Origin of the sequence: Paraburkholderia sediminicola (genome assembly GCF_902859805.1) — a bacterium.
GTDB lineage: Bacteria > Pseudomonadota > Gammaproteobacteria > Burkholderiales > Burkholderiaceae > Paraburkholderia > Paraburkholderia sediminicola.
This window is the reverse complement of sequence record NZ_CADIKC010000002.1, coordinates 379,817-401,742: the sequence shown is the minus strand read 5'-3', so window position 1 is coordinate 401,742 and position 21,926 is coordinate 379,817. Positions and strand designations below refer to the sequence as shown.

Genomic DNA, 21,926 nt, shown 5'->3' with positions numbered 1-21,926 from the left:
GTTCAATCCGTACACACATCCACAACAATGCGCTCACCAACTGTCCCGCATCGGAATCGAGTCAATCGAGCCAGTCGCCAGCGCAAGCGCCGCCGCTGCGGATAACGAACTGCTGTAACTATCGGCGTCCGCGTTCTTCGCTGCCAGCAACTGATTCTGCGCAAGCAATGCGTCGGTGACCGAGCCGACGCCGTGCCGGTACGCGTCGAACGCGGCGTCATACGTCGTTTGCGCGGCGGCCAGCAACTCTTTGGACGCGGCCTGTGCGGCAAGACTCGTCTGCAGCGTATTCTGCGCAGCCACGATCTGCCGAACCGCTTCTTCGCGGCTTCGAGTAAGACGGGTCGAGGCGCTGTCGGCATCGTTGCGCGCTTGCGCGAGCACGGCCGATCTCAAGCCGCCGTCGTACAGCGGAATCGTCACGCCCACGATCACGCTGCCGCCGTAACGACCGCCGCTCAGATTCACTGTCGGCAGTTGCTGGCCGATGGCCGGCACCGCCGAAATCGACGAACTGCCGGTGTTGTACGCGCCGTTCGCCGAGAGAAATACCTTCGGCATGAAGTCCGACTCGGCCGCCTTCACTTTCGCCAGATTGACCCGCTCGGCGGCATAGGCGCTCAATACATCCGGGCGTCGAGCGATGGCGGACGACACGATCCGGTCGATCGAGTCGTTCGTGATCGCGGGCAGCGTGTGCGCCGGCATCTCGGCGATCCTGGGCTTCGACAACGGAGAAATCCCCATCGCGGCGATCAGCGAGAGATAGCTGTTGCTCTCGCCACCTTGCGCCTGGACCAGCGCGAGCCTTGCCTGAGCGCGATTCTGATTGGCCTGCGCGACTTCGATGACGGTGCCGACGCCATGTTTGTAGCGCGACTGTGCGGCAGCGAGGATCGCGTCGGCGTTGTCGAGACCTTGTTGTGTCGTGACGATGCGGGCGCGCGCGGCCTGATATGCGTAGAACGCGACGCTGACGTCGAAGATCACCTGTTGGTGAACGGCGGTGAAGGCGATGTTCGCCATCACCGAGGCCTGCGACGCGGCCTCGACGCGCGCGGCGCGTCCGCCGAAATCGAACAGCAGCCATTGCAGCGCGACCACCGAAGTCATGCCGTGTCCCGTTACGCTCGATGAGGAATCGCCGAGCACGGACGTATCCGAATTATGAAAACCGGCGTATTGCCCCATCGCCGCGACCGACAGCTGCGGAAGATACGCGCTCTTCGCGATGCCGGCCGCGAGTGCTACGTTGCGGGCGTCGTTCCAGGCGATGCGCGTGAGCGGATTCGCTGACTCTGCCAGGTCGATCAGTTCGGGTAGGTCGTATGCGTGTGCCTGCTCGAGTGCGGGTGGAGGTGGCACGGCGGCGAGGGCGGGATTGGCGGGTAACTGGTAGCTGTGCGCGGCGGTAGTCGAGGGCGCCGGGTTAGCCGATGCAGTGGAAGCAACCGAAGCCGACGCAGAAGCCGGCCCAGGCACGATGGCGCCCGTCGCGTCCGTCTGCGGTTGCCACGGACGGTCGGGACTCTCCGGCGCCATGTCCAGCGATGACGTGGCGCATCCGGTCAAACCCGCTGCGGCCAGGATCGCCAGTGCAAATGAAGGGTTAAGCCGGCGCATGGGTCGCGAGTCCCTTCGCTGCATCGTCCGACGCAGCGTGTTCGAGTTGAGTGAGGCGTGCATCGCCGAGGCGTAGCAAAACGGTGCGAGTGTCGTCGTGGGCTGCGGCTTCCGGTAAAGCCGCATTCCGGGCGACGGGTAACGGCGTGACCTTGGCGCCGGTTTCAGCCGACGGCATCGGAAGCTCGTCCATGGCCCGCTTGATCCAGCCTTCAATCGCGGCATCGCCCGGTCGGCGTTCGGCGAGCAGGAACATCGGCCCTTCCAGCGCGTCGAGCTTCGCCAGCGCGCTGCGGCGCTCAGCGATCCACTGCGCTTCGGGGCGAACCCACGACGGCTCGTAATGCATCAGCGCGATGTCCTGTTCCAGCGCGCCGCACTTAGCCATAGCGCTCGCGGCCTGCGCCCGGCGCGTGACGGCATCCGGCAGCGCCGTCAGTCGTTCCCATTGCTGCCGCAGCGCGGCGAGCCCTATGTCGATGCGCGCGGCCACACTGACCGGCCACACGCGCGTGAAAACCAGATAGACGACCACGTTGCCGATCAGAATCCCGATCGTGCGATCCCGCGCAAGCGTCAGATCGTAGCCAGGCGCCGCGCCCTGCAACACGCACATGAAGAACACCAGGGCGATCTGGAAGCCGGCATACGCCATCCGTGGCGAACCGAAAGCGATCCACGCCGAGAGCCATGCACCGACCAGCACGAGTGTCATCAACCCGGCGACGGACGTCAGCACGGGCGTGACGAACACGATCGCCGCGATGCCCAGAAGCGCGCCGACGAGACATCCTGCGATCCGCAGCGTCATCTTCTCGACGGTCTCGGCGGTCGTGCCGAGCGACACCATGTAGACGGTGATGAAGCAGGTGTGGATGCCGGGCCAATTGATCTGCGAATAGAGCAGATAGCAGAACATCGCCGCCACGGTGGTTTTCAGCGCGTAGCGGACGTGTTCGGGATTGGTGAAGGCGTCCGGCAGGAAGAACCCGCCGCCCTTCGCGGCGGGTGGCGGCGTGGGTTCGGCTTTGACTTGAGCCTGAGGGTGCGCTTCGGTTCGCGCGGCGGCTTCGACTTTGCCCGCGCCTGCGACATCAGCTTGCGCCTCCACTACGGCGAAGCGCGTGATCGCATCGTGCAGATCCTCGACGACAAGCCGCGCGAGCGGCGTCAGTTCGTTCACGCTGGGCAGCTTGAGTTCGATATCGACTGGATAGCCCCCTGCTTCAAGTATCCGCGCCATGTTCTCCAGCGTCTCAGCAATAGGCGCGGCGAACGATGCCGGCAGCCGTCCCGACGCTTCGCGCGCCGCAAGATCGGCCGCGACCAGAATCCTCAGCGTCGACGACACGGCCTGCCGCAGCGGCCCGACATCGTCACGCACCGACGACCCGTCGACGACCGAGAGCTTGAGCCACGTGCCGATTTCCGCGTCGCCCTCGCGCAGGCATGCGCTGAGTTCGTCGGCACTCGCCTCGGGTTCGACCAGGCTCTGCGCCGCGAGTCGCAGACGCTTCGCGAGCGCGCGGCCGGCCAGCTTTCGCGGCGACGGCGCGATCAACAGGCTGACGCCGATCGAGATGCCGACCGGAATCGCGACCATCAACCAGACGTAGAGCAGGGCGCGCGTCGCCACTTCGCCGAACGGTACGCTGCCGAGTTCGTCGAGCGCAAAGCCGACGATCATCGCGAGGATTGCGCCCACCGGCCGCAGTTTGCTCGCCGAGGTCACGAACAGCAGGCCGAACGATAGCCCCGTGATGCACGCAACCCGCCACATGGGATCGTCGAGCGCGAACATGGCCACCACCGTGACCAATCCGATCATTACTGTGACCAGCACCAGCAGCGCTGAGCTAAGCATCACGCTCAGCACCCGGTCGGGCCGGTTCAGAAAGAACACGACATAGGCGGAGATCGCGGCTTCCGGCGTGCCGTACGCGCTCGTCACGAACGCCGTCAGCGCGCAGATCAGCGCGATGCGGCTCGCCATCGCCGCGCGCCCGGGATAGGGCGCAAGCAGCTTCAGGATGTCCGCGGGGCCCGGTCGGGCAAGATCACCGGCAGGCTGCGCCATGCCGGACCTCGACTATCGCGCTCGCACCGATCCGCACCAGCCGGGCGGCCGGCTCGTCGAGCCGCACACGCACGGGGAAACGCTGGGCGACCCGCACCCAGTTGACGGACTGTTGCACGATCGGCAAGGTGCGCGGCAGATTGATACGGTCGGAATCGGTCACGCCCGCGCCGATGCCGACCACCTTGCCGTGAATCGCCTGGCTGCGGTCGATCATCGAATAGACGGTCGCACAATCGCCTGGCTCGATCCGCGCGAGCGCGCCTTCCCGGAAGTTGGCGACGGCGAACCATTCGTCCGCGTGGACGAGCGTGAAGATCGACTGATGCGGCGCGATCGTCTCGCCCGCCAGCACCGATAGCCCCGTGACGAAGCCATTCTGCGGCGCGCGCACGACGGTGTCCTCGAGACCGCGCTGCGCAAGCGCGAGGGCGGCCTCGCGCGCATGCACCGAGGCGATGGCGCCCGCTTCGTCGCCGATCGTCTGCGCGGTGGCCAGCTTCTGCTCCTGCGCCTGCTTGAGCGACAACGCCGCGTCATGTTGGGCGACCTGCGCCTGATCCAGTTGCTGAACCGGGACATAGCCCTTCGCCACGAGCGGCGTGAGCCGCTCCACGGTGCGCGTTGCCAGTTCGTAGTTGTGAGCCGCTTTGCCGGTCTGATCGCCGGCGATCACCGCCGTGGCGCGCTCGCCGACAATCGACCTGCGTCGCGTGTCGAGCGACGCGCGGGCCAGTTCGAGGTCGGCCTGGGCTTGCGCGACCGCAAGCCGGTAAGGCACAGGATCGATCTCGAAGAGCACGTCGCCCTTTGCGACCCGCTGGTTCTCTTCCACCGGTAGTCTGATGATACGGCCGCCGACCGGCGACGCGACGTGCACGACGTCGGCATCGATCGTCGCGTCGTCCGTCGACGGAAACCGGGTGGTCCGGTCATAACCGTACCAGGCCGCCGCGAGGCCGAGTACGACGATTACGCCCGCGATCACACGGCCCTTGATGGAGGCTTGGCGCTTGCCGGCGATTTTCATAAGAGCTGTCCTGTTCCCGAAAGCCAGCAGAGCACGCCGACCGTCAAACCGATCGCGAGGCAAACGGAAAGCTGAAGCGGAACGACCTGCGCCCACCCCGTGGACACGAAGATCCGATGAGCGACGAGCGCGCCGACGAGTCCGACCACCGCGCTCAACAGCCAGAGCGGGAAGTAGGCGCCGAAGATCTCATACGACGGCGCGCCGCGCAGCGTGCACCCTTGCAAGGACAGGCTCAGCACAGCGACGGCCGGAAGATGCCGCGTGCGGAGCACGATCAGGTCGCGGGCGCTTCTTTTATTTGGCTTGAAGGGCATTGCGGCGTCACGAGGTGAGTGAACCCATGTTGGAAGCAACGAAGTCACCGGCACTTTACCAGCGCCGCAGTTTCGTTTCGATGTTTTCTGCTATCGCACATGTCCATCTATTCCAGCTCGTCGATATCGATACGGGCATCTGGATTTGAAGAAGAGTATGCCATGCGATGCGCATATTCGGCATCGTATCTGTTTCTCTTATTCGCCAAAAATGCCGTCTGTCAAGCCCAGCAAAGGAAGGACGATTCTTCAGTAAACGTTAAAGACTTTTCTTTAACTGCCGTTTACAGGCTTGCGCGATTTTGCGCAGGGTATATCGAGATCCAATCAATCACTTTGCGGTATTGAGAGTCCGCAGCCAGAACTAATAAAATGAAAATGAAAACAAAATCAACGCTAGTTGTTTCAATGTTGGGTTCACTTGCACTCGCTGCGTGTGGCGGGGGCGGAGGCGGCGGCAGCAGCACGCCGACCGCGCAGTCGGCCAGCACACCGGCAGCCGCAAGCGCACCCGCGCCTGCTTCGGCACCGGCCTTGACGGGTGAGGCGCTGCCGAGCCTGACGGCTCCGCAGGCCGGCTCGACGGCTGCCACAGGCAACGGTTCCGAAGGCATCTGGACGCAAACCGGCACGACCAACATGACGGCCTTCGTGGACCCGGCCAGCAACCTCTCTTACATCAACGGCCTGTTCACTGTCGTCACGTCGACGTTCTTCGGGACGATCGTCCCCGCTGCGCCGAACTGGACCTTGACCACCGGCTTCGAGACTACTTTGGGCGGCATTCGCTACACGGCAACATCGGGAAGCGGGACCTTCACCGCGAACCAGGTCTTGAATGGCAGCTACGTGGCCAACGGCAACACGGTGAACCTGACGCTGAAGTACGACCCGGCGAATGCGCTCGCGGTCACCCAGTCGAGCGTCACAGGTACGTGGGTGCAAAATTCGACGGCGCTGACGGTCGACGATGCGGGCGGCCTCACCGGTTCGATTCTCGGCTGCGGTGTCACGGGCACACTGGCGTTGACCACGCCGGGCTCGAGCAAGAATCTTTACACGATGACCTTGAGCGGCACGACGAGCACCTGCACGTTGCGTTCCGGCGTGACCTATTCCGGTAATGCAGCAATCACGTTCCTGCCTGTTTCCGGCAGCACGACGTTGTACAAGCGGACGGTCGTCTATCTGATCAAGGCAGCCGATAACTCGGTGATCGGCTACGGTCAACTGACGAAGCAGTAAGGCGGTTGAGGGCCGCGGCGCGCGCTGGCGCGTCGCGGCCCTCGCGCACTAGCCTTGCAATGCAGGTTTGCGGGCCTGGCGCCGCAAATAGATGTTGTTGAAGATCAGCGCCGCGCCAGTCATGCACGCGCCTGCGATTTGCCAATGTCCCGGAACCACGCCGGTCAACGAAGACACCACGAAGGTCGTGACGGGCAACACGTCCATGAACAGAACGCCGTTGAGCGGGGTGAGAATCTTGTTACCCATGTTCCAGAACAGGATCGCGATGAAACCGGCGATCGGACCCATATAGAGAAGGTGCGGGACGATTGCGTGCAATGCCGTTGCCGACGGCACGGGTACAACGTGAAGCGCGAACAGCACTACGTTGAGGCCGATGATCGTGGTGAGTCCCAGCCAGGTGGTCATCGTCGTGTATTTGAGTGCGGACCAGCGCTTGAAGTGGGACGCACTAAAGGTATATATCACCCAGCACAGCGCGCCGAGGACGATCAGGGCGTTCGCGGAATAGTGTTGCGGTTCGCGCAGAACGGCAGTGACATCCCCTTTTGTCACCACAAGCGAGACGCCGGCGAATGACATCAGAATAAACAGAAACGAATAGAACGGCGGGCGGTGTTTGCGCACGATCGAGTTCACGAGCAGGCCCATCATGGGCTGCGTTGCCATCATGATCGATGCAGTCAGTGCGCCCTCGCGCCCCGCCAGTTGTTGCCCGAGAAAGACGAACGATCCGAATCCGCAAAAGCCGACCGACCCGAGCAGCCACGCGAGGGCGAACGATTCACCATTCGCCTTCAGCGCTCCCTTTCCTTCCTTTATCAGCAACAGGGCAAGAAACGCCGCGCCGGCAATCAGGTACCTGAGCGACGTAAACGTGAACGGATCGACATACACAAGGGCGCTCGTCATCACTGGAAACATGACGCCCATCAAGACCGTTGCCATCACGCAAAACGCAACGCCCTTCCAGTAGCCACTGCGGATCGACTGCGCAACCAGACCGGCAGACGGATTGCCCCGATCAGACACTGGCGTGACAGGAAATTCGATGGGTTTATTCATGAACGATCATTCCAGAAATAGGAAAATTTTTTTTAGACCAGCGCTCGCATCGTCATGTCGACGATCGACACCAGTTCGTTCCTGCTCACATTCACTTTCCCCAGCACGCGCAAGCCCTGAACCATGCAGAGCAGAAAGTTGCCGACAGATTGCTCGTCGAGCTCGGCGTTGAATTCCCCCGCTTGTTGGCCGCGAACCACCGCGGCTACCAGATGGGAGGCAATACGTCTCAAGGTGGTCTCGATGTGAGGGCGTAAAGCCTCGTCAGCCGGCAACATTTCGATGGCTGCGTTTGTGATGAGGCATCCGTGGCGCCCCGACAGCTTGCTGGCGACCTGCGTGTAATGAAGCAACGCCTCACGAAGTGCTTCGCGCGGCGGCAGATCGACGGCGAGCCGCTCTTTCAGGCGAGCAATGGCGCCTTCTGCGTAACGGTCGAAGGCGGCGACCAGAAGCCCGTGTTTATCGCCGAAAGTACTGTAGAGGCTGGCACGGAAAAGGCCCGTTGACTGGCATAAGGATTCAATCGACGTTGCATGGTAGCCCTGCTCCCAGAAGACTTTGCCGGCAATGCCGGTTACTTCGTCAAGATCGAATTCACGCGGCCGCCCGCGCTCGGACGGCGGGGCGGAAGGGCTGGCGGCAGGAGGGTATCGTCTCATGGTGAAACCATATTAAGACTGACCGTTCTTAAATTCAAGTGTATTCGACAATGTCGTTAAGAGGGGCTTCTCAGGGTGGGACTGTCTTGACTGCGACTCTAACGACTGGAACAGCGCCGCTGTATGCGCGACTGGCCCGGGTGCGGTCTGCAACGCCTGACTATCTATCGCCTCCAATGAGCCATCGGTAGTAAGCATTGTCCGGGTCCGCGTGGACAGCGTTGCTGATGTCCTGCGCCCACGCATCCCGATCGCCTTTATAGGCATCCAGCCCTGCTGAATAGAAGCTCTGCAATGCACCGCGCGACTGCTCCATTGCTGCGCGGAACGTATCGTCGGCGCCCTGCAGCGGCGGTGCGGTGTGAAGCGCAAGCAGGTGCGCCAGCGTCGTCGGAAATGCATCCTGGCGAACCCACGTGGCGTACTCGATGCGCGGTTGGTCGTCCGTGACCGGCTGGGCGTCCGCGGCGTAGTACTCGAGGCCGGCGCGGTCGGTGATCCAGGTGGCGAGCAGCGCCGCCGACGATGCTATGCCAACTTCGCGCAGCGCCGCAGCGACCTGCGGTTGCGCAAAGCGCGCCTCGATCCGCGGCACGTCCAGTTCGAGCGGCTGCATTGAACCCACCAGCATCATCTCGTGCAATTCGGTGGTCCACAGCGCGGCGTGCGGAAACACCTGGATGAAGCTCTGGATCAGCGAGCGCGTGTCCTCTTCATTCTGCGTCGGCAACGGCAGCCATTGCGCGACGATGCCGCCTTGCTGCAGGCGCGAAGCCGCCAGGCGATAGAAATCCGAAGAGTACAGATTGACCACACCCTCGGCCGACGGCGGCGGCGGTTCGAGTGTGATCAGGTCATAGCGTTCGGCATTGCGCAGCAGTTCGCGCCGCCCGTCGCGCATCCGGATGTCCATGCGGGCATCGGTGCTCATGCCGAAGTTGCCCTTGAATTGCGGCGCTGCGCGCACGACTGCCGGCAACAATTCGGCGACCGCGCGGTGTTCAAGCCCAGACCAGGTCAGCAACGCGCCACCGGTAATGCCGGTGCCGAGCCCGATCACCAGCGCCGTACGCGGCGTCTCGCGATGGATGATCAAAGGCAACAACGCTTGCAGGCGCATATATCGCAGCGACGCCATCGTGTCGCCGGAGTTGGAGACGCCCTGGATATAGAGCCGCCGGAATTGCCGCTGGCCAGCGTTCTGTTCGACGACCGCCACCGTGCCGCCCGCACTCTCTTCGTAGAAGGCCAGATTGCCGCCGCGTGATTCGGCGAGCAGTGTGGCGAGGCGGTCCGACGGTGTCGCGATCACGGTGACGAGCGTCAGCACGGCGAGGACGGGCACACTCCAGCGCGCGAACGGTCGCACGTCCGAGCCGCGCAGCACGGCGACCAGACTCACTGCGCCCGCGAGAACAGCAAGCGCCGCGAGTGTGTGAATGAGGCCCAACTGCGGCACGAGCACGAAACCGGTCAACAGGGTGCCGGCGATCCCACCGGCGGTATTGAGCGCCACCACGGCGCCGACGTCGCGCCCCGTGTGCGGGTTGTCCACGTTCAGGCGCAAGGCGAATGGGAACGCCGCGCCCAACAGCAGGGTAGGAACGAAGACGACGCACACGGCCGCCACCGCGAAGCCCACGCACATGGCCGTCAACAGACTGCCCGTGGCGCCGAGTGCGGCTTCTCGCGCGAGACTTTGCCAGTGCAGCAGCCCGTTGCCAAGTACGGCGATCTCGAGCAACGCAACCAGTCCGGCCGACACGATCAGCACGGCAAACACGCCCCACGGATCGCGCGCCCGATCGACGTAGCGCGACGCTAGCGCGCTACCGAGCGTGAGGCCCAGCAGATAGGTGGCCAGCACCACGGCGAAGGCGAAACTACGGGTGCTGATAAATTGCACGATCACCTGCGACCACACCACCTCGTAACCGAGCGCGACGCCGCCGGCCAGCGCGTAAAGCACGAGCGCAAGGCGGCCTTTTGAGCCCGGAGCGACGGCCGACGAGGACAACCCGACAACCGCCACCAAAGCGTGTTGTGCACGTCCCACCAGCGCGGCAACAAGCGCTGCAACAGCATTCAGCGCAGCAGCGGCAAACGCACAACCCTGCACGCCGAGCGATGGAATCAGGACAAAACTCGCGGCCAGCGTGCCGGCAATCGCACCGGCCGTATTGGCCGCATAGAGACGGGCGCCGGAGCGGCCCATCTGGGCGGCGTTGGGGAACAGCGCGCGCATCAGCACCGGCAGCGTGCCGCCCATTAGAACGGCAGGCAAGCCGACCAGCACAAAGGGCAACGCCCAGGCAAGCGGTCCGATCCGATCCTGCAGCGAAGCGAAGGGCGCCGCGGCACGCGGCAGCATCCACGTGCTGCCTAGTGCCAGCACCAGCACACCGGCTTCGAGCAGCGCATACAGACGCAAGGGCCGCGCGAGCCGGTCCGCGAGTCTGCCGAAGACCCAGCCGCCCACTGCAAGACCCGCAAAAAAAGCACTGACACCAGTCGTGACGGCTTGCACCTCCACGCCGACCACCAGCGCGAGCTGCTTGATCCACAGGACCTGGTAAATCAGCGATGCCGCGCCGGAGATAAACAGAAGCAACACCGGCCACGCGATCGGCAAGCTCGGGTTGGCGGTTTCTTTCTGGGGCGCGTGCAAGGGTGCATCGTCGCGACGCTGTGCGCGTTCATGTGCGCGGCGCTCACGGCGTGAGCTTTTGGCACGATTGGCCAGCGTTTGGGTCATGGAATGAGTCGCGTTGGAATGGTGTGAACCGAACCGAACCGAACCGAACTGAATTGAAGCGAATAGGCGTGCTCCGGATCGGCTCGACGCGGTTTGAGCTAAACCGGAAAATTGTGCCCACCGGATAAAGCCGGCGGGCACAACCGCACTACGTCTTACTCGAGGCCACGCTTCTTGAAAGAGTCGTCGATCTTCCTGTCGACCTGCCTGCGCACGCCGTCCACGCTGAAGCTCGCGGGCCGCTGGCTCGGCGGATAGGCGACGAAGGTCTCCAGGAACGCCGACGCTTTCAGTGTCGCGATGCCGGTCAGATAAGCATTCTTCGTCACCCAGTCGTTGTACTGATCCGAGGTGATGTCAGCCCGTTCATAGGGATCCATGCGCAGGTTGAATATCTTCGGCAGACGCAGGCAGATGAGCGGGTCCTGCCAGATATTCAGGTTGCCCTTCGCGCGCTGTTCGCAGAAGACCGCTTTCCAGGCATTGCCGTCCTGGTCCCAGCGCATGGCGACCAATTGTCCATCGTCGTCGAAATAATAGAACTCCGTACGAGGGTCCTTGGTCGTCTGTCCGGTCAGGAACGGCAACTGGTTGTATCCGTCGAGGTGATTCTTGAAGCTCGCGCCGCCCGCCTTGGGCGACCATCCCTTCATGAGCCGGTCCTTGACGCCACCGTCGCCTGCTGCGGCGAGCAGCGTTGGGAACCAGTCGAGGCCCGAGAACATCTCGTTGGACGTTTCGCCTGGCTTGATATGGCCCGGCCATCGCACCATCGCCGGGACCCGGAACGCGCCTTCCCAGTTGGAGTCCTTCTCGCTGCGGAACGGGGTGGTTGCCGCGTCCGGCCACGAGAACTGATTCGGTCCATTGTCGGTCGTGTAGACGACGATGGTGTTTTTGGAAATATTCAGGTCGTCCAGCAGCTTGAGCAGTTTGCCGACGTCCTGATCGTGCTCCCACATGCCGTCGGCGTATTCGTTGCCGGGCATGCCGCTCTTGCCTCTGAACTCGGGCCGCACGTGCGTGAAGACGTGCATGCGCGTGTAGTTCATCCAGACGAAGAAGGGCGTGCCGTTCTTGACCTGCTTGCGGATGAACTCTTCCGCATGAGCGCCGGTTTCGTCGTCGATGGTCTCCATGCGTTTAACCGTGAGCGGACCGGTGTCCTGAACCTTGCCGTCCGATGTGCTGTGAATCACACCGCGCGGCGAAAAGTTCTTCACGTAGGGGTCGTTCTTGTCTTTTGGCCAGTACGGACGCTCGGGTTCTTCCTCGGCGTTCAGGTGATACAGGTTGCCGTAGAACTCGTCGAAACCGTGATTGGTCGGCAGGTACTCGTTCTTGTCGCCAAGGTGGTTCTTGCCGAACTGACCGGTGGCGTAGCCGAGCGGCTTGAGCGCCTGGGCGATCGTCATGTCGGTCTTTTGCAGGCCGACCGGTGCGCCTGGCGCGCCGACCTTGGACAGGCCCGTACGCAGCGGCGACTGTCCGGTGATGAAAGATGAACGCCCAGCCGTGCAACTGTTCTCGGCGTAGTAGTCCGTGAAGATCATGCCCTCGTTAGCAATCCGATCGATGTTCGGCGTCTTGTAACCGACCACACCGCGCGAGTAGGCGCTGATATTCGTCTGCCCGACGTCATCGCCGAAAATCACGAGGATGTTCGGTTTGGACGAGTTCTTGGCGGCAGGTTGTGGCGCGCTGGTCGGCGCCGGTTTGGCCGGCGCCTGAGTCTGTGCAGGCGCGTTGATGGATGGAAGAATCAATGCACTGAACGCGGCGAGGGCGATCACTGTCGCCCCGGCCGCGTAGCGCCCCTTTCGCTGGAACATTCTCATCGTATTGCTCCAATGGAGTTGCCTTGCGGTTCACCCGCCACGCGTTCCCTGCGCGCGGGTTGCCTCGTAGCGGCCGCGACCTGCACGCGGCTCGCGCTCTCACGCGTGCATCTACTGCTTTGGTGCGGGATAGATGGTTTGCCAGTCGTCCTTCATGCTGACCACGGTCCAGCCGTCGGCGATCGCTTCGTCCCAGGCCTTGTCGAGCTTGCCGATCTTCGAGGCGCGGTCGTATGCGAATTCGCGTACGGCATCGTCGTGATGCACCAGCAAGGCGAGATGCGGACCGCTGCCGGATGCGGTGTACTGCAGCATCTGCAGATCGCCGTCCGAATTGCCGAACGCGAGAATGGGTTTGCGGCCGATGTTTCGATAGATGCCGACAGGTTTGCCTGGACCGTCGTCGACGAAATCTAGTTTCGGCTGGCGCACCAGCACAGGCTGGCCGTCACGCATCTGGTATTGCACCACCTGGCTCGAGCCGATCACCTGCTCGGGCGGAATGCCGTACGCCTTTTCGGCCCACGGTCGCATGAATTCGATCGTGCCGCCCGACACGATGAAGGTCTTGAAGCCGTTGTTGCGCAGATAGGCGAGCAGCTCCAGTTGAGGCTGATAGACGAGTTCGGTGTAAGGGCGATTGAATTTCGGATGCCGGGCGCTGGCCAGCCAGTCGCGGATGGTCCTGTCGTAGTCGTCCACGGTCATGCCGCTATTGGCGACGGCGACAAGTTGCAGCAGCTGTTTCTCGTGACTCGCTAACGCGCCATAGTCTTTGGCGACCAACGCTTTGAAGGCAGGATTGTTCTTCCACTCCGGATGCTTCGGTGCCGCTGCTTTCACCTGGTCGAGCATGAAGGCGAACTGGAAGTACAGCGGCTGCTCGCTCCATAGCGTGCCGTCGTTATCGAACACGGCAATGCGCTGGGCGGGCGGTACGTAGTTCGGTGAACCTTCGCGGGTGACATCGGCGACGAATTTCTGGATCGTCTGTTTTGCTGGTCCGTCGCGCCATGAGGGCAGTGCGGCCGCAGAGTCGACTGCCGTCGGCGTTGCTGCGGTCGTGCCGCCGGGCGTCGTGCAACCGGCGGTGCATAGCGCGACACCGAGCGCGAACAGGGCGACGCAGAACGCCGATCTGAACGAAGGGCGGATCGAGCCCACGGTACGTTCCGACCACTTCGATTGACCAATCGACTGCATCCGCCCTCCATTCCGATTGCACACTTCCATGACCCGCGAGCGACAGCGCGCGGGAGAAACGGGTACAGCTCGAAAAGTTGCGCGCTCTAGCTTCCGTCTACGCTTGCAGCGCGGGCCGACGCTTGACGTGCCAGTGGTTGCTTCCAGGTGTCTTCGTCCATGACGAGGCGAAAGCCGAGATGCGACATGCTGTTGTAGGGATCGGTGCCGCGCCGCGCGCTGGGACGGTAACTCAGGCAGTAGGCTTCATTGCAGAGGAACGAACCGCCGCGCGTCACCCGCTTGGGTGCGTCGATGGGAACGCCCTGATCGGCCGGATCCCAGGAGTCGCGCGGGCCGATAGGGTTGTCGATCGTGCTGGTGCTCACCGCTTCACGCCGGAACTGGTCGGCGCGATACCAGTCGGCCACCCACTGCCAGGCGTTGCCGGTCATGTCCGAGAGTCCGTAGCCGTTCGCCGGAAAGGTGCCGACCGGACTCGTGCCGAGTGCGCCACCCGCCTTCGGGCTGACCACAGGGAACGCCTGCGGCTCCTGGCCTTGCCAGACGTTGGCCATCTGCTTGCCATCCGGCGCGAATTGATTGCCCCAGGCGTAAGTGGCCTGTTCGAGCCCGCCACGCGCGGCGAACTCCCATTCGGCCTCGGTGGGCAAGCGTTTTCCGGCCCATTTCGCATAGGCCTGCGCGTCTTCGTAGGAAACCTGAACAACCGGGTGATCGTCTTTACCAATGACGTTGCTGTCCGGCCCGGTGGGGTGGCGCCAGTTCGCGCCGGGCACGTAGCGCCACCACTGCGAATAGTCTTCCAGCGGCACGGGGTGATTGGTGCCGACGAACACCATCGCGCCGGCCACCATCGCGCTATCAGGCGGACGTGGCGTGTCAGGCGGCAACTGTACCTTCAGCGTGTCCCAGTCGGGTTTCTTCTCGGCGGTGGTGACGTAGCCGGTGGCTTCGACGAACTTGCGGAATTCCGCGTTGGTGACGTGATGACGGTCCATCCAGAAACCATGCACCCGCACCTTGTGGGCGGGACGCTCGTTGGGCTGCGCCTGCTTCGAGTCGCTGCCCATCAGGAATGGTCCGCCGGGAACCCATGCCATGCCGAGCGGGCCGTGCGTTCCGTCGCCGTAGACAACTTGAGGATGAGCTTGAGTGCGCGAAGCGAAGGCCCAACTCACTGCCGCACCGACACATGCAGGAAGCATGACGAGAAGTACGCCCCACAAGAGCAGCTTGCGATAGCGTGCGGTGGGTGCTGAGATTGCGGAAGGCGTGCCTGTAGAGCGGGCAGCCGTTACCGTGCCACGTTTTGCTGAACTCATCATTCCTTCTCTCACGCAGGTGAACCTGCTGGCCCTTTAGCAAACCTGGTCAGCTCTCTTTTGCACTTATGCGAAGCTTAGCGATACGGAATAACGATTTACGCCGGTAACGAATACGCCGGATACAACTTTGCGAAACGTAAGACGGAGGCTAGCAACTTTTCAAACACATTTCACGCATTTTTTTGCGTAGGTGCGAAACTTTGACGGAATTACGCTTGTGCATTAACGTGTCTGGCGGCGAGCGTCGGCATGCAAGTTGTTCCACTATCCAATGATTGGGGAAATCGAGAGCTATGCGCGAAACGATCCTGCGCTTCGAATCGAGTGTCAACGAAGCGATAGTGGGCCAGCAAGCGGTTGTCCGGCAGGTATTGATTGCGCTACTCGCAGACGGTCACGTCCTGCTCGAAAGTCTGCCCGGCCTCGCAAAAACTCGCACCGTCAAAGCCATTGCCACGCGTCTTGCGGCGACCATGAGCCGCATTCAGTTCACACCCGATCTGTTGCCGTCCGACATCACCGGCGCCGAAACGCTGCTGCAAAGCGGCACGGAACGCATGCTCAGTTTTCAGCCCGGGCCTATCTTCGGCAATCTGATTCTTGCGGATGAAATTAACCGCGCGCCTGCGAAGGTTCAATCCGCATTATTGGAAGCCATGGAAGAGCGGCAGATTTCCGTTTCAGGTAAAACGCATCAAATGCCGGACCTGTTTCTTGTCATGGCAACACAAAATCCGATTGAGCAGGAAGGCACCTATCCATTGCCTGAAGCGCAAATGGACCGGTTTCTTCTTAAAGTCCTAATTAGTTATCCGTCGCCACAAAGCGAAGTCGACATGTTGCGATTGCTGCGGCGCGAGAACAACGCGGCGGACAAGCCGCCGAGTGTTCTCGGCCAGGATGTCATTTTCGCGGTGCGTGAAGAAATCAGCAGAATCGCGGTGGCGCCGGCGATGGACGACTACATTGTTTCGCTCGTCAATGCGACTCGGCATGGTGAGGCGCTCGACGCCGACCTCGGCAAATGGATCGAAATCGGCGCAAGCCCGCGCGGTTCGATCGGCCTCGACCGGGCGAGCCGCGTGCAGGCCTGGCTGCAGGACCGCAAGTTCGTCACGCCCGACGACGTGCGCGCGGTCGTTCATCCGGTGCTGCGGCATCGGCTGATCCTCTCTTATGACGCCAATGCCGAGAGCATCAGCGCCGACGCCGTGATCGACAGGCTGATCGAAAAGGTTGCGGTGCCGGCCTGACACCTGGCGCAATATAAGTATCGTCGCATCGACGCGGGGGATCGCCGTGGTCTTGATGTCCGAATCTGCAAGCGCTGCGAGTTCAGCAGATGGCCGCGTCTACATCGACGCAGCGCATCTGGCGAAGCTCGAGTTTCATGCCCGCGGGCTGAGCTTTGTCGCGCCCGCGCCGGTATCGAGCGTGCTGTCAGGCAGTCACGCGTCGCGATTGCGCGGGCGTGGGCTCAATTTCGAAGAAATCCGTGCCTACCTGCCGGGCGACGACATCCGTCATATCGACTGGAAGGTCTCGCTGCGTCTCGGCAAGCCTCAGGTTCGCGCTTATACGGAAGAGCGGGACCGGCCGCTGCTTGTCGTAGTCGATCAACGCATGAGCATGTTTTTTGGGTCGCGCCGCGCGTTCAAGTCGGTGGTGGCCGCCGAAGTGGCAGCACTTGCTGTATGGATGGGCTTCACCGCCGGCGACCGGGTCGGCGGCGTGCTGTTCAACGACAGCCAGGTGGTGCGGGTCAAGCCGCTGCGCAGCCGTAGCCGGATCAAGATGCTGTTCGGCGCGCTCGCTACGATGAACCGCGCACTGCACGCCGGGAGCGAAGCGCGCACTCATTACGGACAACTGGACACTGCGCTTGAAGGCGTACTCAAGCTGGCCGGTCACGACTACCTCATTTGCATCGTCAGCGATTTTGCGGGGGCGAGCGAGCGCACGCGCAAGCTGCTGCGGCAACTGGCCGCGCACAACGACGTCGTCGCGGCGATGATCTTCGATCCCTTGTGGCAGAGCATGCCGGAACATCGTGCGCTGGTGGTCAGCGAAGGCCGTTTGCAGGTCGAATTGCGAATCGAGCAGGAGCGGGTGAGAGCGCCGTTGTCGACCCTGTTCAGCGGGCGCACCGCGGAAGTAGCCGAACTGTTGCGCTCGAGCGGTGTGCCGTTGATGGCGCTATCGACCGCGGAGCCGACGGTCGACCAGGTGCGGCGTCTGTTCGGCGAGCGTGCGCGGCCCGCTACCGGGAGCGGCATATGAGTGCGCCGGCCGCTTCGGCGCTGGTCGCGCCCGACACGTCCGGGCAACTTCAGCCCTTGCAGGAACTACCGCTGCCCCAGACGGTGTCGTACGTGCCGCAAACCATCGGCTGGGTATTCATCGGGCTTTTACTGCTGGCGCTGCTGGCGGTGGCGGGCTGGCTGGTCTGGCGGCGGCGAGAGAAGCAGCGCTACCGGCGTGTGGCATTGGCTGAACTGGCGAGCATTGAAGCGAGCCTCGCCGCGACACAAATGGATTCCGCACAACGTGCGAGCGCACTGGCTGCGATCCCGCGTCTCATCAAGCGGACTTCGCTGGCGGTTGCGCCACGCGAGCAGGTTGCCGCGCTCACCGGCGACGCATGGCTTGCGTTCCTGCAACGTACGCGCGGTCGCTTCGACGCGAGAAGCGAGGCGCTATTGGCGCTCGCGAGTTACGCGCCACCCGACCAGGTTGCCGCTATTTCCAGCGACGAAGCCGCGATGCTCATCAGCCACACCCGCGACTGGATCGAACGCCATCATGTGGAAATTTGATTTCCCGTGGATGTTCGCGCTGCTGCCTCTGCCGCTCTTCGTGTGGTGGCTGGTGCCGGCCTATCGCACGACGGCCTCCGCGGTGCGTGTGCCGTTCTTTCACGAAATGGCACACGCGGCAGGAGAAAAACCGGCGCCGGGCGGCGTGCGGTTGCGGCGCAACTGGTTGCAGCGTCTCCTGATGCCGCTCCTCTGGGTCCTACTCGTGATCGCCGCGGCCAAGCCGGTCTATGTCGAAGCGCCCATCGTGCGCGAAGAACCAGCTCGCGATCTGATGCTCGCGATCGATCTTTCCGGTTCGATGGCCACGCGCGACTTCGTCAATGCCGCCGGTGAGCGCATGGATCGTTTCAGCGCGGTGAAACGGGTGGTGAGCGACTTCATCGCCAAACGAAAGGGCGACCGCATAGGCCTCGTCGTTTTCGGTGACGCCGCCTATCCGCAGGCGCCGCTCACGCTCGATCACGAGGCCGTGCAGGTGCTGCTCGATCAGATGCAGATCGGTATGGCAGGGCCGCGCACAGCTATCGGCGATGCGATCGGACTCACCGTCAAACTGATGACGAACTCGCAGGCCCAGGAGAAAGTGCTGATCCTGCTGACCGACGGCAACGACACCAGCAGCGCGATACCACCCGAGCGCGCGGCGGAGATCGCGCGGAGCCACAAGCTGGTAGTGCACACCATCGGTATCGGCGATCCGGATACGACCGGCGAAGACAAGGTCGATCTCGATGCGCTCGCGCGCATTTCGAGCATCACGGGCGGCCGGTCGTTTCGCGCGCTCGGCCGGCAGCAGGACCTTGCCGATGTTTATGCCACGCTGGACAAACTCACGCCCGAGAAAGTAAAGCGCGAAATCTATCGTCCGCAGCGCGACTTTTACTGGGTGCCGGCCGCTGCGGCGGTTGCGATTTTCGCGCTCTACCATGTGCTTGCGTTGCTGATCGCGGTGCTGCGTGCGCCACGTCGCGAGGCGCTGCCTGCGCGGGCGAAAACCGTGGAGGCGGGTCATGGAAATTGATCTGACCGCCTTCCATTTTCTGCGGCCGTTGTGGTTGCTGCTGCTGATTCCCGCCGTGCTCCTGCCGCTTTGCTGGTTTCGCCGCAACAACGTGCGCGCGCGCTGGCGCAATGTCATCGATCCTGCGCTGCTGGAACATCTGATTGTCGGCGATACGAAGCGCCGCGTGATTCAGCCGGTGCACACGCTGGGGCTGCTGCTCGGCATCGGCGCGCTTGCTGCCGCGGGGCCGACCTGGCAGCAGGAGCGCCCGCCGTTCAATCAGGATAAGGCGCCGCTCGTCGTCGTACTGGAGCTCGCGCATTCGATGGACGCTACCGACGTGGCGCCCACTCGGCTCGAGCGCGCCAAACAGAAGGTGCTCGATATTGCACGAGCGCGTAAGGGGGCGCGTACCGGACTGGTCGTGTTCGCGTCGAGCGGCCATCTCGTCGTGCCGCCCACCGAGGACCCCGCCATGCTCGAACTGTATGTGCCGGCGCTCTCTTCCTCGCTGATGCCGCGCGACGGCAAGAACGCCACCGCCGGTCTCGACGCCGCCGAGCGTTTGCTCGCGAACGAGCCCGCCGCGGGCACGATCGTCTTTATGAGCGACGGCTTCGATACGAATCAGGCGGACGCGTTCGTGCAAAAGGCCAAGGCGATCCGTCATCAACTGCTGTGGCTCGCGGTCGGCACGGAGAACGGTGGGCCGATCCGCGGTGCTGACGGCATGATCGCGATGGACCCGGAAGGGCATCCGCTGATGGGTACCTTCGACGCCGGCGCGATTCGCAAGGTGGCGGACGAAGCGGGCATTCCGTTAGCCAGCATGCGTGTGGACGACGATGACGTGGCGTGGGTCCAGCATCGCGCGCAGGCCTACCTCGCGCAAGCGGAGGAATCGAAGATCGTGCCGCGTTGGAAAGAGTCGGGTTACTGGCTCGTCATTCCCGTGCTGTTGCTTGCGCTATGGGGCTTCCGGCGCGGTTGGAGCGTCAAGTGGCTGCCTGTGGTGCTGATCTCACTCGCTTTCAGCGCCGTGCCGCGCCATGCTCAAGCGGCCGAATGGCGCTGGGTCGATCTGTTCGCCACGCACGATCAGCAGGGCCGTTGGGATTTCGAGCGCGGCGATTACAAAGCGGCCGCGCAACGCTTCGATGATCCGATGTGGAAGGGGCGCGCCCAATATCTCGCGGGCGACTATGCCGGCGCGCTCGAAAGCTTTTCGCGTCTGAAGACGGCGCAAGCGTATTTCTACATGGGCAATACGCTTGCGCATCTGGATGACTTCGCTGCCGCCATCAAGGCATATGACAACGCGCTCAAGGTTCAGCCCGCACTGCGCGAGGCAGCGGCCAATCGGGCCTTCCTGCAGCGCTTGCTCGCAAAAGACCAGCAGGATGAAATGGATCCGGAGGAGGATCCACCCGACCAGGTGCAGGCCGACAAGAAGAAAGGGCGGGGCACGTCGACCATTATCGAAGGCGCACCGCGTCCGAGCGAAGAGGTCTGGATGCGCAATCTGAATACCTCGCCCGCGGTTTTTCTGCAGCAGCGGTTTCTGCAGGAAACCGAAGTAAAGGGAGCGAACGCGCCATGACAGCGGTTTTCCTGCGGCTTCTACTGGTTATCGCGTGGCTCGGCGCGGCTTGCGCTTCAGCGCCGGCCTTTGCCGACGCCGCGCCGCGGACTATGGTTCGCGCGCATCTCGAACCTGCCGGCCCGGTGGTTGCGGGCAGCGAGATCAAGCTCGTCGTCGATCTGTTGACGACCACGTGGTTTACGGAAGCGCCGAACTGGCCGCTCTTCACCGTGCCCGATGCGATCGTCAGCCTGCCTGACGAGCAGGCGGACAATCTCTCGGAAGACATCGACGGTGTGCGCTGGTTCGGTGTGAGCCGCGCTTACCGTATCGCGCCGCAAGCGGGTAAGACATTCGACATCGCGCCGTTTGCCATTACCGTATATCCGGGCGGCACGACTACGCCCGTGCAGGTCATGACGCCCGCACTCAAACTCGTCGCGACGCTGCCGCCTGGCGCGGAAGGCATGAGCACCTTTTTTCCAACCACGCGGCTCATGGCCACGCAAACCATCGAGCCGTCGAAGGAACACATCAGAGTGGGCGACTCCGTGACGCGCACGATTACGCAAAGTGCCGCCGGCACGGAGTCGATGTTGATTCCGCCGGTGAATCTGAGTGACGTCGACGGATTGAAGCGCTACGCCAAACCGCCCGCGACCCGCAACATCGTGCAGGACCGGGTGGGGCTCGTGGCGGGCGAGCGAACCGACAGCGTGACCTACACAGCCGATCACAACGGCCGCTTCACACTGCCGCCGGTGACCATCGAATGGTGGAACACGAAGACGCAAAAGAAAGAGACGATCGCGTTGCCGGGTATGACGTTTTCGGCTTCTACCGCGCGGGAAAAGCCCCTGTTCGAGATTCCGGTCGAAGCGATGAGCAACGGCTTCCCGCACAGAATCATCGTGATTCACAGCAGGCAGGTGATTGTCGCCTGTGCCGTTCTGCTGGCGATCATGCTGGCATTCTGGGCGCGCGAGCGTGTGACCACGTTCTTGAGGCGAGCGTGGCAACGTGCAATCGATGCACGCAAGCGATACCTCGAAGGCGAGGCCGTTGCGTGGCGCAGGCTGAGTGATGTTGCGCGTCAGGGTGATTGGCGGCGGATTATTCCGGCGTTGTATCGCTGGATGGACCGAACGCACGAATTCGGACATCCGGCGCGGCTGGAAAGCGCAGTTCGCGCGGACGATACGGGCGTTACGGACCTGATCGATGCTATCGGCGCGCACTATGCCGGCGGCGTTGCGCCCGAGCTTCACTGGAAGGACGCCGAAACAGCACTACAACGGGCCGAGAAAAAGACAAGGTTGCAGCACCAGGAAACGCAGCCTCTTCCACCGCTCAATAAATTCTAGTTAACAAGCCAC

Annotated in this window: 17 protein-coding genes; 7 read left to right on the top strand and 10 right to left on the bottom strand. The window is 62.8% G+C overall.

From position 1 onward, the window contains the following. Positions 1 to 33 precede the first annotated feature (33 nt). The 4 genes from R8871_RS10315 to R8871_RS10300 are packed head-to-tail and all read right to left on the bottom strand — an operon-like array spanning position 34 to position 5,047. Positions 34 to 1,623: a TolC family protein gene (locus tag R8871_RS10315; protein WP_175050342.1), complete on the bottom strand. Its 1,590-nt coding sequence runs from the start codon at positions 1,621 to 1,623 to the stop codon at positions 34 to 36. Next, a complete protein-coding gene (locus R8871_RS10310; RefSeq protein WP_175050341.1) occupies positions 1,610 to 3,700 on the bottom strand; it encodes an FUSC family protein in 2,091 nt (696 codons plus the stop codon). The genes R8871_RS10315 and R8871_RS10310 overlap by 14 nt, the downstream gene beginning before the upstream one ends. After that, positions 3,681 to 4,730: a multidrug transporter subunit MdtN gene (mdtN, locus tag R8871_RS10305; protein ID WP_175050340.1), complete on the bottom strand. Its 1,050-nt coding sequence runs from the start codon at positions 4,728 to 4,730 to the stop codon at positions 3,681 to 3,683. The genes R8871_RS10310 and mdtN overlap by 20 nt, the downstream gene beginning before the upstream one ends. Beyond that, positions 4,727 to 5,047: a hypothetical protein gene (locus R8871_RS10300; RefSeq protein WP_175050339.1), complete on the bottom strand. Its 321-nt coding sequence runs from the start codon at positions 5,045 to 5,047 to the stop codon at positions 4,727 to 4,729. Before R8871_RS10300 ends, mdtN begins: the two co-directional genes overlap by 4 nt. Before the next feature lie 378 nt (positions 5,048 to 5,425). Between R8871_RS10300 and R8871_RS10295 the strand changes: the two genes are divergently transcribed. Then, a complete protein-coding gene (locus tag R8871_RS10295) occupies positions 5,426 to 6,292 on the top strand; it encodes a hypothetical protein (protein ID WP_322789512.1) in 867 nt (288 codons plus the stop codon). A 48-nt stretch (positions 6,293 to 6,340) separates the two neighbouring features. Here the strand turns inward: R8871_RS10295 and R8871_RS10290 are convergent, their stop codons facing one another. The 6 genes from R8871_RS10290 to R8871_RS10265 all read right to left on the bottom strand — a co-directional run bounded on the left by R8871_RS10290 (position 6,341) and on the right by R8871_RS10265 (position 15,026). After that, a complete protein-coding gene (locus tag R8871_RS10290; protein WP_175050337.1) occupies positions 6,341 to 7,360 on the bottom strand; it encodes a DMT family transporter in 1,020 nt (339 codons plus the stop codon). Positions 7,361 to 7,392: 32 nt separating this feature from the next. Beyond that, complete coding sequence (locus R8871_RS10285) at positions 7,393 to 8,022, bottom strand: TetR/AcrR family transcriptional regulator (RefSeq protein WP_175050336.1); 630 nt, start codon at positions 8,020 to 8,022, stop codon at positions 7,393 to 7,395. A 160-nt stretch (positions 8,023 to 8,182) separates the two neighbouring features. After that, complete coding sequence (locus R8871_RS10280; protein ID WP_175050335.1) at positions 8,183 to 10,777, bottom strand: fused MFS/spermidine synthase; 2,595 nt, start codon at positions 10,775 to 10,777, stop codon at positions 8,183 to 8,185. Between the two features lie 155 nt (positions 10,778 to 10,932). Next, positions 10,933 to 12,609, bottom strand: coding sequence for an arylsulfatase (locus R8871_RS10275; RefSeq protein WP_407673144.1), 1,677 nt, complete (start codon positions 12,607 to 12,609; stop codon positions 10,933 to 10,935). Positions 12,610 to 12,726: 117 nt separating this feature from the next. Next, entirely contained in the window at positions 12,727 to 13,818 is a 1,092-nt protein-coding gene (locus tag R8871_RS10270; protein ID WP_175050333.1) for an HAD family hydrolase, read from the bottom strand. An 86-nt stretch (positions 13,819 to 13,904) separates the two neighbouring features. Continuing rightward, positions 13,905 to 15,026 (bottom strand): formylglycine-generating enzyme family protein, encoded by a 1,122-nt coding sequence (locus R8871_RS10265; protein ID WP_407673143.1) that lies wholly within the window; start codon positions 15,024 to 15,026, stop codon positions 13,905 to 13,907. Between the two features lie 413 nt (positions 15,027 to 15,439). On the opposite strand from R8871_RS10265, the gene R8871_RS10260 reads away from it, so the two are divergent. Genes R8871_RS10260 through R8871_RS10235 form a run of 6 tightly spaced genes read left to right on the top strand, consistent with a single transcriptional unit; the run spans position 15,440 to position 21,914 of the window. Continuing rightward, entirely contained in the window at positions 15,440 to 16,399 is a 960-nt protein-coding gene (locus R8871_RS10260; protein WP_175050332.1) for an AAA family ATPase, read from the top strand. Positions 16,400 to 16,454: 55 nt separating this feature from the next. Beyond that, positions 16,455 to 17,426 (top strand): DUF58 domain-containing protein, encoded by a 972-nt coding sequence (locus R8871_RS10255; RefSeq protein ID WP_175050331.1) that lies wholly within the window; start codon positions 16,455 to 16,457, stop codon positions 17,424 to 17,426. Beyond that, a complete protein-coding gene (locus tag R8871_RS10250; RefSeq protein WP_175050330.1) occupies positions 17,423 to 17,962 on the top strand; it encodes a DUF4381 domain-containing protein in 540 nt (179 codons plus the stop codon). The genes R8871_RS10255 and R8871_RS10250 overlap by 4 nt, the downstream gene beginning before the upstream one ends. Continuing rightward, positions 17,949 to 18,986: a vWA domain-containing protein gene (locus R8871_RS10245; protein ID WP_175050329.1), complete on the top strand. Its 1,038-nt coding sequence runs from the start codon at positions 17,949 to 17,951 to the stop codon at positions 18,984 to 18,986. The genes R8871_RS10250 and R8871_RS10245 overlap by 14 nt, the downstream gene beginning before the upstream one ends. Beyond that, the gene (locus R8871_RS10240; RefSeq protein ID WP_175050328.1) at positions 18,976 to 20,568 is read left to right on the top strand and encodes a VWA domain-containing protein; all 1,593 of its coding nucleotides are present in this window, start codon (positions 18,976 to 18,978) and stop codon (positions 20,566 to 20,568) included. Before R8871_RS10245 ends, R8871_RS10240 begins: the two co-directional genes overlap by 11 nt. Beyond that, a complete protein-coding gene (locus tag R8871_RS10235; RefSeq protein WP_175050327.1) occupies positions 20,565 to 21,914 on the top strand; it encodes a BatD family protein in 1,350 nt (449 codons plus the stop codon). Before R8871_RS10240 ends, R8871_RS10235 begins: the two co-directional genes overlap by 4 nt. Positions 21,915 to 21,926: the final 12 nt, after the last annotated feature.